17 protein-coding genes are annotated in these 17076 nt (G+C 68.6%); all 17 read left to right on the plus strand.

The window, feature by feature from the left end:
- On the plus strand, positions 1-741 hold the full coding sequence (locus NF557_RS07770) for a hypothetical protein (RefSeq protein ID WP_252623400.1): 741 nt from the start codon (positions 1-3) through the stop codon (positions 739-741).
- Positions 738-2345, plus strand: coding sequence for a TadA family conjugal transfer-associated ATPase (locus tag NF557_RS07775; RefSeq protein WP_252623403.1), 1608 nt, complete (start codon positions 738-740; stop codon positions 2343-2345). Before NF557_RS07770 ends, NF557_RS07775 begins: the two co-directional genes overlap by 4 nt.
- Positions 2342-3202, plus strand: coding sequence for a type II secretion system F family protein (locus NF557_RS07780; RefSeq protein ID WP_252623406.1), 861 nt, complete (start codon positions 2342-2344; stop codon positions 3200-3202). Before NF557_RS07775 ends, NF557_RS07780 begins: the two co-directional genes overlap by 4 nt.
- Complete coding sequence (locus tag NF557_RS07785) at positions 3199-4113, plus strand: type II secretion system F family protein (RefSeq protein ID WP_252623408.1); 915 nt, start codon at positions 3199-3201, stop codon at positions 4111-4113. Before NF557_RS07780 ends, NF557_RS07785 begins: the two co-directional genes overlap by 4 nt.
- Before the next feature lie 86 nt (positions 4114-4199).
- Positions 4200-4400, plus strand: coding sequence for a hypothetical protein (locus NF557_RS07790; RefSeq protein ID WP_252623421.1), 201 nt, complete (start codon positions 4200-4202; stop codon positions 4398-4400).
- Positions 4401-4480: 80 nt separating this feature from the next.
- On the plus strand, positions 4481-4822 hold the full coding sequence (locus tag NF557_RS07795) for a TadE/TadG family type IV pilus assembly protein (protein ID WP_252623423.1): 342 nt from the start codon (positions 4481-4483) through the stop codon (positions 4820-4822).
- Complete coding sequence (locus NF557_RS07800) at positions 4819-5262, plus strand: TadE family protein (protein ID WP_252623426.1); 444 nt, start codon at positions 4819-4821, stop codon at positions 5260-5262. The genes NF557_RS07795 and NF557_RS07800 overlap by 4 nt, the downstream gene beginning before the upstream one ends.
- A gap of 5 nt (positions 5263-5267) precedes the next feature.
- Complete coding sequence (locus NF557_RS07805; protein WP_252623429.1) at positions 5268-5711, plus strand: pilus assembly protein TadG-related protein; 444 nt, start codon at positions 5268-5270, stop codon at positions 5709-5711.
- Positions 5708-9022 carry an AfsR/SARP family transcriptional regulator gene (locus NF557_RS17540; RefSeq protein WP_280923987.1) on the plus strand — a complete coding sequence of 1105 codons (3315 nt, stop codon included), beginning with the start codon at positions 5708-5710 and terminating at the stop codon, positions 9020-9022. The genes NF557_RS07805 and NF557_RS17540 overlap by 4 nt, the downstream gene beginning before the upstream one ends.
- A gap of 444 nt (positions 9023-9466) precedes the next feature.
- Positions 9467-10234, plus strand: a complete 768-nt coding sequence (locus NF557_RS07815; RefSeq protein ID WP_252623432.1) for a hypothetical protein — start codon at positions 9467-9469, stop codon at positions 10232-10234.
- 37 nt (positions 10235-10271) lie between these two features.
- Positions 10272-10484 carry a hypothetical protein gene (locus tag NF557_RS07820; protein WP_252623435.1) on the plus strand — a complete coding sequence of 71 codons (213 nt, stop codon included), beginning with the start codon at positions 10272-10274 and terminating at the stop codon, positions 10482-10484.
- Positions 10481-11341: a hypothetical protein gene (locus tag NF557_RS07825; protein WP_252623437.1), complete on the plus strand. Its 861-nt coding sequence runs from the start codon at positions 10481-10483 to the stop codon at positions 11339-11341. Before NF557_RS07820 ends, NF557_RS07825 begins: the two co-directional genes overlap by 4 nt.
- Positions 11331-11639, plus strand: a complete 309-nt coding sequence (locus NF557_RS07830; RefSeq protein ID WP_252623440.1) for a hypothetical protein — start codon at positions 11331-11333, stop codon at positions 11637-11639. The genes NF557_RS07825 and NF557_RS07830 overlap by 11 nt, the downstream gene beginning before the upstream one ends.
- Position 11640: 1 nt before the next feature.
- Positions 11641-12477, plus strand: a complete 837-nt coding sequence (locus tag NF557_RS07835) for a hypothetical protein (RefSeq protein ID WP_252623442.1) — start codon at positions 11641-11643, stop codon at positions 12475-12477.
- 21 nt (positions 12478-12498) lie between these two features.
- The gene (locus NF557_RS17545) at positions 12499-13968 is read left to right on the plus strand and encodes a TrbL/VirB6 family protein (RefSeq protein WP_280923988.1); all 1470 of its coding nucleotides are present in this window, start codon (positions 12499-12501) and stop codon (positions 13966-13968) included.
- A gap of 73 nt (positions 13969-14041) precedes the next feature.
- Positions 14042-15544 carry an SCO6880 family protein gene (locus NF557_RS07845; protein WP_252623445.1) on the plus strand — a complete coding sequence of 501 codons (1503 nt, stop codon included), beginning with the start codon at positions 14042-14044 and terminating at the stop codon, positions 15542-15544.
- Between the two features lie 43 nt (positions 15545-15587).
- Positions 15588-17075: an ATP-binding protein gene (locus NF557_RS07850; protein ID WP_252623448.1), complete on the plus strand. Its 1488-nt coding sequence runs from the start codon at positions 15588-15590 to the stop codon at positions 17073-17075.
- Position 17076: the final 1 nt, after the last annotated feature.

The raw sequence follows: 17076 nt of genomic DNA on the forward strand, positions 1-17076 counted from the left end.
GTGACGACCACTGCGCTGGGGTGGGCCCTGTCTAGGGTTCGGCGCACGATCTTGGTCGACGCGGACCCGACGGGCGGGGCGGCGATGCTGGCCGGCTACCTGCGTGGTCAGATGGTGCCTCCCGACGCCTTGCTCGAACTGTGGGCGGCTCACCAGCAGGGCAAGCTGCGGGCCGTGCTGCCTACGGTCACGATGTCCTTGCCGGATTCGCAGGTGGGGTTGTTGCCGGGAACCCGCGCGCATAGTCAGGCGGGCAGCCTGGCTGGTTTGTGGGAGCCGTTGCTGGCGGCGCTGAAAGCGCTGGACGGCACTGGCCAGGACGCGATCGTGGACGTGGGTCGGCTCGGGTTGGCAGGGTCGCCGACCCCGTTGCTGTATGGCGCGGATCTGGCGTTGGCCGTGTGCCGCACCGATCTGGTGTCGCTGTCGGCGTTGCGTTCCTGGCTGGCCACGTTGCACACCGAGTTCGAGGACGTGGGCGGAGCCGCATCGTTGGGGGTTGTCCTGGTGGGACCGGGACGTCCCTACTCCAGGGGTGAGGTCGGCAAGGTGCTGTCCGATGTGTGCGGTGGAGTGGACCCGGTCATCGCGAGTGTGGACTGGGACCCGAAGGCAGCGGCCGCGTTCTCTGCCGGGGCACCGGTGCGACGGCTCGATTCCAGCAAGTTGGTGCGAAGCCTGAAAGTCCTTGAGACGTCCGCACGCAGGATCATCGGGACCGCCGAGCAGGTGGCGTCGTGAGCGTGGAGGAGTTCGAGGTGCAGCCCGACTCTGCGGCGAGCACGGACCCGGCCAGTCTGCCGATCTTCGGCACCCCCACTGACACTGGTGCAGGTACGACGTCGACGTCGGCATCGCGCCCTGGTCGCCGCCGTGGTGGGTTCATGTTGGATCAGGCCGGGACGGAGCGTGAAGAGGCACCGCGCGCCTCCACGGGCAACGTCGTGGCCCTGCCGCCGAGGATGGCGCAGTGGGCCAAGCCGGTCGAGTCCTGGGCGGTAGAAGAGGGTCTGGACTGGGACTTGGTGGCCAGCGTGCGTCAGCAGGCCGCGGACCGGCTCAGCCAGGAAGACTCCGGCGGCACCGAAAGCCGCGTAACTGAACGGGAGCGTGGTCGGGCGATCATCTTGGAGCTGTTGGCGCGGGAGGCCAAGGAACGGTTGCGGGCGGGGGAGAGCGCTTGGCCTGCGGACTTGGCGGACCGGTTGGCGCGGGCAGTGTTCGACGCGGTGTTTGGGCTGGGCAGGCTGCAGCCGTTGGTCGATGATCCGCAGATCGAGAACATCATGATTTTCGGGCACGACCAGGTCACGGTCGAGCTGACCGGGGGCCGACAGGTGGCCGCACCGCCGGTGGCTGACTCAGATGAGGAGCTGGTGGACTTCCTGGCGTTCGTCGCCTCCCGCTCGGAGGTCAACGCCCGTTCGTTCTCACCGGCACACCCGGCGCTACACATGCGCTTGGACGGCGGGGCCCGGTTGGCCGCCCAAGCCTGGGTCACGCCGCGCCCGCAGGTCGTCATCCGGCGCCACCGGTTGACGCAGATCGCCCTGGTTGACCTGGTGGGTTTGGGTGCGTTGTCACCGGTCGCGGCGAGCTTCCTGGCGGCCGTGGTGCGCAGCGGACGCTCGATCGTGGTCTCCGGCGCCCAGGGTGCGGGGAAAACCACGATGGTGCGGGCCTTGTGCGATGAGATCGGCAGGCACGAGGTCATCGGCACGTTCGAGACCGAGTACGAGCTGCACTTGCACGAGATGCGTACCAAGCACCCGCACGTCTTCGCGTTCGAGGCCCGGCCCGGGTCCGGTGAGGTCGGCCCTGATGGCCGTCGTCGTGCTGGTGAGTACACCTTGGACCAGGCGCTGCACGACAGCTTCCGGATGAACCTGAACCGTCAGATCGTCGGTGAGGTCCGCGGCCCGGAGGCGGCCGCGATGCTCAAGGCGATGCAGTCGGGGTCGGGGTCGATCTCGACCACACACGCCGCGCACGCGCTCGGCGCGGTGGAGAAGCTGGTGACGTGCGTGATGGAGTCCGGTAGCCACGCCACCCACGACTACGCGCTGCGTGCAGTCGCCTCGGGCATCAACGTCATCGTGCACGTCGACAAGCAAACGAAGACCACGCCGGACGGGCAGGCGCAGGTGTCACGGTTCGTCTCCGAGATCATCACCCTCAGCTTGGGCGAGCAGCAGAGCGGCTACGCGACCACACACGTGTTCAAGACCGCACCGGGAGCAACGACCGCCACCGCCTACGTGCTGCCCGATGAGTACCGGGACCTGAGCAGGCATGGCTTCGACCTGGACGCCTTCACCCAGGAGCAGCAGGGGAGGCGCACATGAGCACCCTGATTGTCGCGGTCGCCGGCGCCCTGGTCGCTGGCGGGGCCTTGATGACGGTGCTGGGCCTCGCGCGCCGACCGGTGGCACCCGCCACGCCTGCCCGGTCGCGCCGGGCGGGGCGCTTCCACCTGGACCGAGCGGGCAGGGTCAGGGCCCTGATCGGCCTGGGCATCGGTGCACTGATCGCCGTGCTGACCGGATGGTTGATCGCGCTGATCGTCACGCCGCTGGCACTGGTCGGTATCCCGGTCCTGCTCGCCGCGCCACCGGCCGAGCGCGAGATCGACCGGATCGAGGCGATGGAGGAGTGGGTGCGCACGTTGGCCGGCTCCCTGGGTGCTGGCGTCGGTCTGGAGCAGGCGCTGATTCGTTCGCTGCGCTCCACCCCCGACCCCATCCGGGCTGAGGTCACCCGGTTGACCAGCCGCCTGCGTGCACGGTGGCGGACCGAGGACGCGCTACGGGCCTTCGCCGATGACCTGGACGACGCCACCGGTGACCTGATCGCCTCCAACCTGCTGTTGGGCGCCAACCGCCGTGGCGGCGGGCTGGCCACGGTCTTGGAAGGGCTTGCCGAGTCAGTGGGCCAGGACGTGCACAACCGCCGCGAGATTGAGGCTGACCGGTCCAAGCCGCGCAGCAACGCCCGCATCATCACCCTCATCACCCTGGTGGTGCTCGGCGGGTTGGCCGTCTCCGGTGACTACATCACCCCCTATGGCACACCGCTGGGGCAGGTGCTGCTGGCGACCTATCTTGGCCTGTACGTGGCCATGCTGGCCTGGTTGCGCAAGATGGCCCAGGGCAGGGCGATGCCACGCTTCGTCGGGGCCAGCGTGCGCGAGCAGGTGTCATGACGACCCTGCAGATCCTCATCGCCGCCGGCTCCTTGGTGGGGTTGGGCGTGGCCCTGATCCTGTTCCAGCTGGTCCCGACCCAGCCGGACCTGGGCCAGGCCCTGTCCAGGCTGTCCCCGGCCGGGGCGCGGCAAACGCAGGCCCGGCAGCTCCCGGCGGGCACGGCCAACGGCAGCGAAGACGTACGGGACGTGCTCGGGTCGTGGGCTGAAAGGGTCCTTCCGGCGGCCCTGTGGGGCAAGGTCAAGGCGCCCGACCTGGCCGTCCTGGGCATCAGCCCGGCCCGGCTGTACGGCGAAAAGATCCTGTACGCCTTCCTCGGACTTCTGGCCGGACCGATCCTGTCCGCTGCGGTCATGTTCTCGTTCAGCATCCCCTTCTACCTGCCGGTTATCGCGACCCTGATCCTGGCCGCGGGCCTGTGGTTCATCCCCACCTACAACGTGCGCACCGACGCCGCCGACGCACGGGTGGCGTTCGCCCGGTCCCTGGGCGCGTTCGTGGACCTGGTCACCTTGGAGATGGCCGCAGGTTCCGGACCCCGGCAGGCTATGGAAGCCGCGGCCACCGTCGGGGACTCCTGGGTCTTTCGCCGGCTGCGCGAGGAACTGGCCCGCACCCGCTGGTCGGGCATCACCCCCTGGGACGCGCTGCGCGGGCTTGGCGAAGAGATCGACATGCCGGACCTGCACGAGCTGGCCGACATCATGCGCCTGTCCGGTGAGGACGGCGCCGCGATCTACCCCCAGCTGAAGGCCCGGGCCACGAGCATGCGGGCCGCGATCCTGTCGGCGCAGAAGTCCAAAGCCAACGAGACCAGCGAGGCGATGACCTTGCCGATGACCTTGCTGGCCCTGATCTTCCTTCTCATCCTCATCACCCCCCAGTTCCTACGGATGGTGGTGGGCTGAGACGAACACCGAACCCAACACCCCCGTCACCAGATACCCACCTCGAACCCCACCCGTTGTGCCACCCACGTGAGAAGGAGAACACCATGAAGAAGTCCACTCTCAACGCCAGCATCTGGACCTGCACCCGAGCGGGCCGGGTCCGTGATGAATTCGCAACCCGACGCGAGCAGGGGTCTATCTCCGTCGAAACTGTCGTGATCGCCCTGGGCCTGTTCGCCCTGGCCACCTTGATCATCGGGCTGCTCACCGTCTGGGCGACCGGCAAGCTCGGTGGTCTGAGCTAATGCCCCCCCGGCTCGGGGTACGGCCTGGCGACGGGGCGCGCATCCTGCGTGCCCAGTCCAAAGACCGTGGTTCGAGCTCGGTGGAAACCGTGATCCTGCTGCCGCTGATGTTCTTGCTGCTGCTCGCGATGGTCCAGGGCGGGCTGTGGTTCCACGCCCGGGCCGTCGCCCTGGGTGCCGCGCAGGAAGGAGCACGGGTCGCGGCGGCAGAAAACTCCTCGGCCGGCGCCGGGATCTTCGCGGCGACCACTTTCGTGGCCGACGCAGGCACGGGGGTGGTGGTCAACCCGACAGTGACCGGTTCACGCTCGGGTGCTACCGCGACCATCACGGTCACCGGGGCGGCACAGTCCCTGGTGCCGTTCCTCAACCCCGCTGTCAGCCAGAGCGCCAGTCTCCCGGTCGAAAGGATCACGGGATGACCCGGACCTGGGGAGTCAACGCACGCGAGGCAGGGTCGGTCTCGATCGAGGTCGTCATCCTGGCCCCGGTGTTGATGCTGTTCATCCTGGGCATCGTGTTCGGCGGCCGGTACGCCCTGGCGCAGCAGGGCGTGCAGACGGCTGCCGCTGATGCGGCACGCTCTGCCTCCATCGCCCGCTCCGCAGGCGAGGCCGGCGATGCCGCTGCCAGCGCAGCCGCATCGTCCCTGGCCAACCAGAACCTGTCCTGTGCCTCCCAGTCGGTGAATATCGACACCGGCGCCTTCGCCGCCCCACCGGGGACCCCCGGGACGGTCTCGGCAACCGTCACCTGCGTGGTCGATATGTCCGACCTGGCCTTTCCGGGTATCCCGGGCAACCAGACTCTGACCTCGACGATGACCTCACCGCTGGACACCTACCGCAGCAGGAACGGGTGAGAACCATGGAAGCGACCCTCCGCCAAGTCAGCACCAAGGCACAGGACCGGGGTTCGGTCAGCGTGTTCGTCATCGTCATCGCGACCGCCTTTTTGATCATGACGGGTCTGGCCGTCGACGTCTCCGGCCAGATCCACGCTATGCAGGAAGCCCGCAGCCTCGCCCGGCAGGCGGCCCGTGCCGGCGGCCAGGAGCTGAACCTGCCTACCGGGGTGCGCGGGCGGGCCGCTGTGGCTGACCCCGGCGCGGCCGCAGCCGCAGCCCAGAACTACCTCGCCCATGCCGGAGCCAACGGCTCGGCGTCAGTGACCAGCCCCACGAGCATCACCGTGGTGGTCACCACGGCCTACCCGACCAAGTTCCTCTCGATCATCGGCGTCGGCAGCCTAAGTGCCAGCGGGACCGCCGACGCCAGGATCACCCGGTCCGTAGAAGGAGTAGAGCAATGAGAACACGGCTACTACGAGGCCTGGGCGCCCTGCTGGTCCTGGCCGGTATCCTCATCGGTCTGCCGGCACTACTTCTCGCCGTGGGCGGCACCCCGCTCCCCGAGAGCATGCCCACCCTGGCCGGTGTCCGCGATGCCTTGTTCACCCCCGACGACGGCACACTTGCGCTGACCGCGGCGCTGATCCTGGGCTGGTTGGTGTGGGCAGCCCTCACCCTCACCATCCTGATCGAGCTGGCCTGGCAACTGCGCGGAGTGAGAGCCCCTGCCCTGCCCGGACTGGCCCTGCCGCAAGCCTCCATGAGCGCCCTGGTCGCGGCCGCGGTGGCACTGTTCATCGCCGCCCCGCTCGGGGTCGTCCAAGCGACCCCCGCCACGGCTGCCCAGATGGCAGGTGTGACAGCCCCCCAGGCCAGCACCGCACCGGCAACTCCAGGGAGCGAGCAGCAGGTGGCTTCCCACCCCTTGAAGGACACGACGGTCGAGGACGACAGTGTTTCTGACCTGCAGGACACCACCGAATACGAGGTGCAGCCTGGGGACACGTTGTGGTCGATCGCCCAGAGGCACCTGGGCTCTGGGCATGACTATCTCCGCATCGTCGACCTCAACGCCGACCAGTTGCGTCAAGGCGCCGACTGGGTGACCCCAGGTATGCGTTTGAACCTGCCCGCACCGCAGGGCGCACCTGCTTCGACACAGCAGCAAGAGGCTCAGGTCGTCGTCGAAACCGGCGACACCCTCAGCGATCTGGCGGCCGAGCACCTCGGCGACGGAGCCGAGTGGCCGCAGATCTACCAGGCGTCCACCGACCTGGTGCAGCCAGACGGTCGCCAGCTGGAAGACCCGGACCTGATCTACCCCGGCTGGCACCTGAACCTGCCTGCCCCTGCAACCCACGCACAACAGCCGCCGACCACCACTGCAGGACTGGTGGCCGCCGACGACGCGCCGTCCCTGGGTGCACAGACCGACAGTAGCCACGAGGCTTCCGACCAGGCCCCAGCTGCTGCCCCGGAGCAGGGGGATGAGACGGACGGGTCGGCCCACGCGAGCACCGGCGTCGACGTGGGCGCGGCAACGGCGACCGCGGACAAGCAGCGACCCGCAACGGTCGCCCAGATCGCACCTGACACGGCTGGGGACGCTACCGGGAACGCCGAGACAGACACGGCTAGGGACGCCGAGGCGGACAGCCCGCCGGCCTGGCTGCTGGAAGGCATCGTCGGTTCCGGGGCTCTGCTTGGTGGGGCGTTGTTCCTGGCACTGAACCAGCGCAGTCGTTCCCGGTTCCGGACCCGCCGCCCTGGTCGGGCCGTCGCGGCCGCCGATCGCGTGCTGGCACCGGTGGAAAAGACCGTCCAGACGCGCGGACCCGCGCCCGCTCTTACCCTGGAGCACCTGGATGAGGCCATGCGCCGACTCGGCGCACAGTGCGCTGCCATCGGCACTCCCGTGCCGGCTCTGGCGGCGGTGCACCTGGCCGACACCGGGATGACGTTGCACCTGCTCGAACCGGGCACGCTGGCCGCGCCATGGCAGGTCGCAGGGCAGGGCCAGCACTGGTTCCTGCCAGCTGATGCATCTCTGGACCAGGTGGGGCCACTGCCGCAGGACTGCCCCGCCCCGTTCCCGCTGCTGGTCTCCATCGGTGCCGCCGATGATGGGTCGGCCTGGCTGCTGAACCTGGAGGACTTGGAGGTGGCCCTGACCGGGGCAGGGGAGTACCCGGCCGACCTGGCCCGCTACCTGGCTGCCGAGGTCGCCGTGAACCCCTGGTCGGCTGGGGTGCGGCTGGACTGTGTGGGCATCGCCGAGGAGGTAGCGCCGATGAACCCGGCTCGGGTCCGCGTCGCTGACGCCCACGCCGTTGAGAATCTCGTCGCCGAGGTTGTCGGTGTGATCGACCGGGTGGGGGAGGGGGACGTCCCCACCTCACGGGTGCGTCAGGACGGGGAGGACACCTGGCCGGCACGCCTGGTGCTGCTCAACACCGACGCGGCCGCCTCACCGGCCGCGAACCAGATGCGTGAGCTGCTGGCGCAGCACGCGAGGCGCACGGGTGCCTCCATCGTCATGCGTGCCGGCGCCCCGACCGAGACAGCGATGGAGATCCAGGCCACCGAGGACGGCCGCATCCTGATCCCGGCCGCCGGCCTGGACCTGATCGGTGTCGGCCTGACCATCGACGAAGCCACCGGGTGCGCCGCCTTGCTGGCCCAGTCCCAGGAGCAACCGGACGTGCCGATGCCCGCAGCCACCTCCGGGGAGCAGGAGTGCTGGCGCGACTGGACCGACCAGGCCGGCGCAATCCGCACCGAACACACCATGCCCCGAGAGCAGGGCGACGACGCTGCGCTCACCCTCCTCCCGCAAGACGATGACGACTATGAGGAAGCGGGCGCCACCACTGCCGCTGACCTGTCGACGTTGTCTCCGCGGGTGGAGCCAACGGTCGCCCAGCAGGTGCTGGACGTCGACCCCACCCTGGATGCAGACCTCGCGGCCTGGTGGGACGAGCGGGCCCACGTCCCCAAACTGACCCTGCTGGGACCGGTGAAGGCCAAAACGTGGGGCAAACCGCTGGCCACGCGCAAGGCGTACCTGACCGAGCTGCTGGCCTACGTCGCGTTGCGCCCCCAGGGTGTGAGCACGGCGGAGACGGCCGAGGCGTTCGCCATCACGGAGGCCAAGACCCGCGACTACATCGGCCGGTGCCGCGAATGGTTGGGCCAGGACCCGGCCAACGGCCAACCGCACCTGCCGCACGCACAGGACGCCCCGGCCGCCCAGCTACGTGGCGTGAACGTCTACCAGGTGATCGGGCTGCTGGTCGACGTCGACCTGTTTCGCCGACTGCGCACCCGCGCCGGAGCCCGCAGCGGCGCCGACGCCATCGCAGACCTAGAGCAGGCACTACGGCTCGTCCAGGGCCGGCCCTTCGACCAACTGCGCCCCGGCGGCTGGGGCTGGCTGTTTGAGGGAGACCGACTCGACCACCACATGACCTGTGCCGTGGTCGACGTCGCACACATCGTGGCCACCCACCACCTGCAGACCGGCAACCTCGAAGATGCCCGCGCGGCCGCAGAGATCGCGTTCCTGGCCGCACCCCACGAAGAGATTCCCACCCTGGACCTGGCCGCCGTCACCGCCCGCTCCGGACACACCGCCGAAGCCGTCCGCCTCCTGCAGAGCAACGTGTGCAACCGCACCGACGACCCCGACCTGCCCCCAGGTGACCTACCCGAACGCACCCAACAGATCCTCGACCGCCACGGTTGGCTGGAAGACCGCAAGGAAGCCGTCTAAGCCAGGACCGCCGCAAACAGCGACCCCCACGCACTCTCTTCCCCGAGTCTGCCCAGCGTGGGGGTCGCGGTATGCCCGAACAGGTCGGAGCTGGCTTATTCGCTGCGGGCGCCGGAGGGGTCGACGTCGACGTCGACGTCGATAAGAGAAGCGTCGGCCCGCGACCTGAAGAAGCTTTCCCATGGCGCGCCCGCGAGCTGGCCTTGCCACGACGTTCGGCGCGCCGGCGAGGCGATCGGCGGCGGTGGGTGACAAGGAAGCAGTAGAGCCCACTTTGTCATCCCGACAAGGCCTTTTGTAGGGACGTGTGGGGACGCACTCTGACCTGCGGGTTTGTCGCGTCCCCAGGGGTGTGCGCCGACCGTTTGGCCTCGGCTGGGGACGCTGGCGGGAGCGCTCGGTGGAGACCTTCCTCTCATGTTCAGGCGACGAGAGGAGTTGGCGATGAGTCTGGAGAGGCAACTAGGGCTGGAGGCGGAACCATTGGTGGCGGCTTGTTCCCGGTGGTGTGCTTGGCAGCGATTCCATCCAATCCTCGGTGTCTGCGACGACGTGCACGACCTACGGGCGTGGGTGAAGCAAGCGGATCCTGCCGAGGCGAATGAGGTGCTGTTGGCCCTTGGCGAGATTGGTGCGGTCGATGGCGGTGATGACCCGCTCGCTTCGACCGTCTTGTTGTGGCTTCTGCTTCCCGGCGCGATTCGTATGGCCCGTTCCTTGCTGCCCTTGAGCGACCGGATTGATGAGTTGGTTGCCGCGCAGTTGTGGATCTGCGTGAGGACGGTCAGCTGGCGCAAGCGGGTGCGGGTGGCCAGCACCGTGTTGATGAACACTCGCCGTGAGGTGCTGACTGACCTGGGAGTGTCTTCCTCAGGCAGGCCACGCGTGTTTCCGACAGCCAACGTAGAACTGCTGGAGGGCTCACCCTCGCCGCAAGATAACGACGCGGCTTTCGATCTGCTCCACAGTCTTCTTCAGGAAGCTACGAGCACTGGGCTGGTGAGCCGAGACGACTGCCAGCTTCTCCTGCGGTTGGCCGAGCGCTCTGACGCCGTCCGTGTGGCCTGTGGGCACGGGGGACTGTTGGCCCGGTCGGCGACATCATCCGTGGCCAGCGAGTGGGGTCTGTCCCGGTCGACGATCACCCGTCGGGCACAGCGCGCACTGGCAGCACTGCACCACGCCTACGCATCAGAACCTCGGTCGGCGTGAGCCCCGGCACGGGGTTTGCGGTGCTTTGGGAGTTGTGATGAACCAACCTGAGATCGGAACCGACGTTGAGCAACTGCTCGAACTGTCCGCGTCGGGGCCGCTGGTGCTGGCGAGTCTGGATGCTTGCGTGCGGCGTTTGCGTGAGGTCCAGGCTGCCAAGTCCGCTCTTGCTGCACTGTCCACCGAGGATGTGCGGCGGGCGATCGCCCGCCGGCAGCAGCGGATGGCCAATCCCGGGAGCCGGGCGTGAGCGTGGTCAGCGTCGATGAGTTGCAGCGGGCCTGGCGTGCCGTCCAGGACGGGCAGTTCCGTCCAGGGGCGCCGGATCATCGCCCGACCCGTGCTAGGGCCAGAGCGCGAGCCTCGAAAGGGGACACCTGCCCCAACTGGTTGCCGACTGCTGGCGTGCTGCCGGTCCTGGGCTGCCACGGGTCGGCCGGTGCCACCACGTTGGCGGTCGCGGTGGCAACCGTCTTGGCGCGGCCGGTACGGGTGGTCGAGGCCAGCTCGGCTGGTGCCAGTGGTCTGGCAGGGTTTGCCACCGCCGAAATGGGCGGGACTGGTACGGGGTGGCTTCGTGGGCGCCGGGACGACCTGGTCCTGGACCGGCTGGAGGACGGGTACGCCTCGCTGCGTGACCTGCCGCTTCCGGACCCGGACCCAACGGAAGGGTCGCCGTCGCTGAACATCCTCGACGTCGGATGGGCAGTGGAGACCCTCGCCATGTCTCCCGGTTGGGTCCGCTCGACCGTGTTGGGCGCACGCGATCTCCTTCTGGTCACGACGGCGACCGTTCCGGGCCTGCGCCGTCTGGAAGGGGCATTGCACGAGCTCGACACGAGCAGCGTGCGCCTGGTCGTGGCGGTCCAGGGCCCGAAGCGGCGCCGCTGGCCTCGAGAGGTGACCCACTGCGTCCGCTCACGCACAGCAACCGTGCTCGACGAGGCGCTGGTGGAGATCGCCCACGATCCCGCCATGGCCATCCGCGGGTTGGACACCTCACCTCTTCCTGGCGCCCTGTTGTCCGCCGCCGCCACAATCACCCAGCTCTTGGCGCTGGGGAGCAGTCCTGACCACCACAAGAAGGGAAATACCCATGTTCGCTAACCTGCAAGACACTGGCCTGCAAGCCGCCACTTTTGCGGCGCAGGTCTGCCCCAAAGCCCCCCCGGGCGCCCAGACGCACGTCGACGACATCCTGGGCTATGTCCTGTGGGGCGTGGGCATCCTGTTCTTCCTCGGTGTCGTGGTCGCGGTTGGGTCCGTCGTCGCGGGGCGGGTGTTCGGGATGCCGCACGCCTCCACCGCCGGCATCATCGGCCTGGTCGTGGTGTTCATCGCGGTCATCGGCTACCTGATCCTGCCGGGCATCCTCGACGCCATGATTGGCTCTGGGTGCGTCTGAGATGTCAGACCAGACACCTGGAGCGTGGAGCCGGGGCAAGCTGATCGCCATCCTCGCGACCGCTGCCGTCGCCGGGCTGGGCCTGCTCGTTGGCCTGGGGTTGTTCATCTGGCAAGTCCTGGGGACCAACGAGCCCCCGACCCAGGCCAGTGAAGGTCGTGTATCCGCCGGCACGCCTGCTGTCGTCGTGGTGGATGAATCCACCCTGGCCCCAGCCGGGCCACAACGGCGCGAGCAGATCGCGGACGCGCCAATGCTGACCGTGCAGGACCCCCTTGCCTACCGGGAGGGCGTGGTCGCCGCAACGGTGACCGAACCGTTGGCCATCCCCGCAGCGACCCGCACCGGGGCGTTGGACGTCCCCACCGGATACCCCCACACCCAGGAGGGGGCGGTGGCGCAACTGGCTGCGATCGACGTCGTGGTCATCTCGGGCATGTCCGTGCCAGCCACGCACGAGGTCTACCGGGCCTGGTCCAGCGGCGGGGGCGACCCAGCTGACTGGGTGATGACGGGCAACGTCACCACCTTCCTGACCGCTGCCAAACAGAGCGGTCAGGCCAAAGAGGCCGGCCTGGTCGTGACGGCGGTACCAGCGGCCGGCCAGATCAAGGGCAGCGACGGGAACGACTGGGTCCTTGCCTGTGTCCTGCTGGAGCTGCGTGCTGATCTTGTGGAGGAGGCCAAGGCTGCTTACGGGCACTGCGAGGCGATGACCTGGGATCAGGACCGGTGGCTGATTGACACGACCCACCCGGTCTCACCGGCGCCCTCGACGTGGCCTGGGACCGAACTGGCCGCCCAGGCCGGGTGGCGGCCTTGGGCCGACGAGCACTAACAGAGCAAGGAAGGCCAAGTCATGTTCGGCATCCCGAACCCTTTTGAGTATCTGGCAGAAAAGGCCGTGGGCGAGTTGGTCGCTGACGCCTGGACCTCCATCATGATGGTGTTCTGGATGAGCGGCCTGTGGTTCCTTCGAACCATCTTGGGGTTCGTCGACGCCATCCTCACCCCGGACATCACCGCTGATGGTCCGGCAGGTGAGGTCTACCGCACCACCTTCTGGTTGGCGTTGGCGTTGGTGCTGATCCTGGCGATCGCCCAGCTGGGGGTAGCCGCGTGGACCCGTGAGGGTGCCGACCTGGCCCAGGCGGGGGTCGGGGTCGCGCAGTTCATGGTCATCTTCGCCGGCTGGGTGGGCTACTGCGTGATGATCATGGCAGCCGCCCAGGGACTGACCAGATCCTTGATGCAGGCCATGTTCGGTGTCGAGTCTTTCGGCTATTGGGAACCCTCCGACGTCTTCCTCATCGCCACCGAGGACGTCACCGACGCACTGCTGGCCACGGTCTTAGGCTTCATGGGGCTGTTTTTGTGGCTGGGCGCGATCGGCTTCTTGCTGGTGATGCTCACCCGGGCCGGGGCGCTCTTGGTGCTGGTCGCTACGGGTCCGATCGCAGCGGCCGGCCTGGTCAGCGGGTTTTCTCGATCCTGGTTCTGGAAGTCGTTTCGGTGGTTCCACGCGGCCGCGTTCACTCCCGTCCTGGTCGCGCTGGTGCTCGGGCTGGGCATCTCGTTGACCACCGGGATCGTGGCGGGCCAGGCCGAGGGCCTGGCCAAGACGATCGGCACAGCGGTGCCTGGGGTGTTCCTGATCTGTATCGCTGTGTTCTCACCACTGGCCCTGTTCAAGCTGTTGGCGTTCGTGGACCCGGGAACGTCCTCGGGGGCAGCGATGCGTGCTGGGTATGAGGCGCAGGGGGGAGTGCAGGGATTGGCCAGTGGATTGGCTAGCCGTGGAGGCGGTTCAACCTCTAACGCGGCCTCCACGGTGGATTCCAACGGCCGCTCCAGTGGCGAGGTGTCCGCGGAGGGGCAGGCCAACCAGCGGGGCGCGCAGGCGGCCGGGAGCATGGCAAAGGTGGGCGGGGGCGCTATCAGTGGTGCCGGCGCTGTAGTGGGTGCAGGGGTGGCCATCGGTCTGGACGCGATGGTCTCGGCAGGAACCCGAGGCGCGGTGGTCGGCGCGGACGTGGCCAACCAGTCGGGCTACGGGCACAACACCTACATCCCCGACTTTCAACCGAACAAAACGGTCCGGCGGCGGGGCACACACCCCGAGCAGCGTGGCGAGGACGCAGGTGGAGGTGGCAGCGATGCGGGCGGAGGGGGGAGCAGTGGGGCAGTCCAGACGCCGCCACCGGCACAAGCCAACCCCAGCACTGGGGGCGGTGCAAGCGGCGCCCCCGGCGGCGGCGCCGGCGCTGCCGGTGGAGGCGCGGGCGCTGCTGGGGCAGGCGCGGGCGCTGCGGCGGGCGCGGTGACGTGATGAGTCCCTGACCGCGCCGGCCCCGCTTTAGGAGCAGACCGACACCGACACAGCCTGCGGGAGGGCACCAACTATGAGCGTCTACGGCGATTACACCAGGGGCCGGATCGGCTGGTTCTTCGGGCTGACCGGTTTGCAGTTGGCGGTCCTGTCTGTGGCGGTCCTGCCGGTGGCCTGGTCGGTGTCCGCACAGGACTGGCTTGCCGCCGCGCTGTTCGTGGTCCTGTGGGGGCTGCTGTTCCTGGTCCTGGCGGTCCCGGTGCGGGGACGGCCGATGACCGGGTGGATCGGTGCGACGCTAAGGCTGGCTGCTGGCACGTTGGCCGGTTGGACCCGGTTCCGGGCAAGGGCCACCCGCGGGCAGCCCAGCGAAGCCGGGCATGCCGACCTGCCCGGCATCTTGTCCAGCATCGTGATCCACGAAGGCCCACCGACGGGACACCACAGCGCGCGGGTGGCTCTGATCCAGAACCACTCCACCCGCACCTGGGCGGTCACCGCCTCGATCGTTCACCCCGGTCTGGGCATGACTGAGCTCGAGGATCGGGCGGCTTACGGGTCGGGCCTGACCGAACTGCTCGACGCCGCGGTGCGGGCAGAGCTGGTCACCGAGATCATCTTCATGGTCCGCACCGTCCCTGAGGACGGCGCCGAGCGTTTGGACTGGGTGCGCCGCCACCGCGCGGCGAACGCGCCAGCTCAGGTCAGCGGGATCAACGACGAACTGCACGAGTCTTTGACGGCCGCGACCGTGCGCACCGAGCAGTACGTCACCGTCGTGGTGCCCGAAGCGCGACTGGCCAAGGTGGCTCGTGAGTACGGCGGTGGCATCAACGGGCGGGCGCGTGCCCTGTACGGCGCGATCACCGAGATCGAGTCTCACCTGCGCGCAGGTATGGGCGTGACCAGTGTGCAGTGGCTGACCAGCCCGGAACTGGCTCATGCGTGCCGGACCGGGTTCGCGCCCGGTGATCGGGCTTCCCTCATCGACGCCCTGGCTGCAGCGCGGACCGACGCTGGGGTCAACGCTGACGTGCCGTGGGAGATGGCTGGTCCCTCCGGTGCCGACGCAAGCGCACGTCACTACTCCCACGACGCCTGGAACTCCGTCTCATCCACGATCAAGCTGCCGATCAAGGGCGCCGCGATGGGTGCCCTGGCCCCGGTGCTGTCCGCCCACCAGGACGGGGAGCGTCGCTCTTTCATGGTCTGCTACCCCCTCGTTGCCTCCAGCCGTGCCGACCGCTCCTCTGCCAACAGTGAGTTCGGGGCGGACCTGGGACAGTCTCTGCGGGTCGCGGCCAGGATGAAGCAGCGAACCAAGAACGTCGACGAGTCCGAGAAGGTGCGCCGGCTGGAGGCGAAACTGGCGCGCGGCAACTCGATGACTGTTCCTTACGCGGTGGCCACGGTCACGGTCCCCAAGACCGTCGCGGCGGCTGAGGCGGGTCGGCGGTTGGACTCCTCGATCCGACGGGCCGGGTTCGCCCCGTTGCGCCTGGACCTGGCCCACGACGTGGCCTTCGCCGCGTCCGTGGTGCCGATGGGGGTCAGCCTGACCCGAAAGGCGGTCTGAGGTGCCCGCCGCACGCGCGCGACGCGCAGCAGGTGGTCGGGACGTGGCACGCCTGTTGGCCGACTTCGGCCACGACGCCCCCTCCATCCCGGCGCCGGTGGCAAGCCCCGGCCGTGAACCGCGGATCTTTCGGCCTACCAGCCCCAAAGGTCCGCGCCGTCGGGACCGGGGCTGGGCGCCAGCGACCGCTCCGGTGGCGACCTGGCGGATGACCAGCGACCAGGCGCCCGCGCTGTGGCCCTTCATCTCTACCCCTGCGCTGCCACCGACCGGTGCGCAGATGGGCATGGACGTTGCCTCCGGCGCGGCGTTCCATTGCGACCCGCTGGGATGGGTGGTGCGCCAGGACGTGCCGATCACCAACCCGAACATCATGTGCTTCGGCAAACCGGGGATGGGCAAGTCAGGGACCACCAAGGCGTTCATTTTGCGGATGATGGACTTCGGTTACCGGGCTCTGATCCTGGGCGACACCAAGGACGAGTACGAAGGTGTGTGCAGGTTCTTGGGGGTCGAGCCGATCGCTCTGGGCGCCGGCCTGGGCGCCAGGGTCAACCCGTTGGCGCTGGGGCCGCTGGCTCACGGCTGGGACCGTCTCGACCGGGTGGAAGCCGGGCGCCGTGCCCAGTCGGTGTTCGGCCGGTGGCTGACCTTGGTGCGGGCACTGGTCGGCTCGCAGCAGATCGGGGATGCCCTGGTGCCGTTCGGCCCGTCCGACGAGGCGGTCGTGCGCACTGCCCTGGCCGACCTGACCGGGTACGCCCACGGAGTCACCCACCTGGCCGAGACCACGCTGCCCGCACTGTGGAACGCCCTGGACAGCCCCAGTGACGACCTGGTCAAAGCGACCCGCCACCCCTCCCAACGTCACTTCATGGAGGCGACCCGACTGCTGCGCGATGCCCTGGGCCAGCTGGTCAACGGGGCCCTGGCGGGCATGTTTGACGAGCACACCAACTTCGACATCGACTGGCTCGCCCCGATCCAGTCGCTGTCCCTGTCTCGCCTCCCCAAAGAGGCGGTGGGGATTGCCCTGACCTGCCTGGGCTCCTGGGGTGCCGGGCAGCGCGAGGTCGTCTCCCGGGCCGACCAGCGCGTCGTCGTCCGTGACGAAGCCTGGCGCCAGCTGCGCTTGGGACCGGAGGCAGTTAAAGCCTTCGATGCTGACATGCGCCTGTCCCGGGGGTTCGCTGGAGCAGGCGGAGACATCCAGTACGCGGTCGCCCACAAACCCTCCGACCTGCTCTCGGCCGGGGACGAAGGATCGCAGGCCCAAACCATCGCCCGAGACATGCTGCACCTGGCGGACATCAAGATCCTGCACGGGCAGGGGGAGAAGGTCGCCCGGGAACTCGACGAGCTCCTCGGTCTGGGTCCGTTGGCAGTGGATGCGATCACCCGGTGGGCGCGTCAGGAACCGGGTCGTGCCGTGTGGCAGGTGGGGGACCGCATGTACAAGGTGGCGACGATCCTGCACCCCCTGGAGAGGAACCTGGCCAACACCAACACCGGTATCGAATCGGCGGGGTGAG

The organism is Ornithinimicrobium cryptoxanthini (assembly GCF_023923205.1).
Classification (GTDB): domain Bacteria; phylum Actinomycetota; class Actinomycetes; order Actinomycetales; family Dermatophilaceae; genus Ornithinicoccus; species Ornithinicoccus cryptoxanthini.